This is a genomic window from Streptomyces sp. WM6386 (assembly GCF_000972385.1).
Classification (GTDB): domain Bacteria; phylum Actinomycetota; class Actinomycetes; order Streptomycetales; family Streptomycetaceae; genus Streptomyces.
In genome coordinates this window covers 1-449 of sequence record NZ_JXTE01000495.1, presented here as the reverse complement: position 1 = coordinate 449, position 449 = coordinate 1, and the positions used below count along the sequence as shown (strand labels likewise).

Genomic DNA, 449 nt, shown 5'->3' with positions numbered 1-449 from the left:
CCCCTTGGCAATGCCCACCCGCTCGGCGATCTGCGTGATCGTCGCGGGCTCGAAGCGGAGCGCGGCCATGATCCGGTGGCGGGTGAGATTGGAGACGGCGCGCAGCTGGTCGTCCGTGGTGACGTGAAACGTCTCAGGAAGGTCATCGGTAGGCATGCGAGCAATGGTCAACGATTCTTGACCATTGCGCAAGGGGATTCCACGGGCCTTCCGGGATCTGCTGTCCGGCGCGCGAGACCTTCCGCCGAAGCACCCCGACTCCGTTGCCGATCCGGGGCCATGACGGAGATCGAAGCCCTCGGCGGCCATCCGCTCGTCCCGGTCGCCGAGACGCGGACGCGCGCCAGAAGAGCGGGCCATCCGCTCTGCTTTGCCTCTCCTCCACCCGGCCCGAGCCGGACGTTCGTGTCCGGCCCCGTGGAGGCAGGTACCGGACGCCCCCATGCACC

1 pseudogene is annotated in these 449 nt (G+C 68.4%); it reads right to left on the bottom strand.

The window, feature by feature from the left end:
• Positions 1 to 156: pseudogene (locus TN53_RS42405) on the bottom strand (transcriptional regulator); the annotation flags it as partial.
• Positions 157 to 449: the final 293 nt, after the last annotated feature.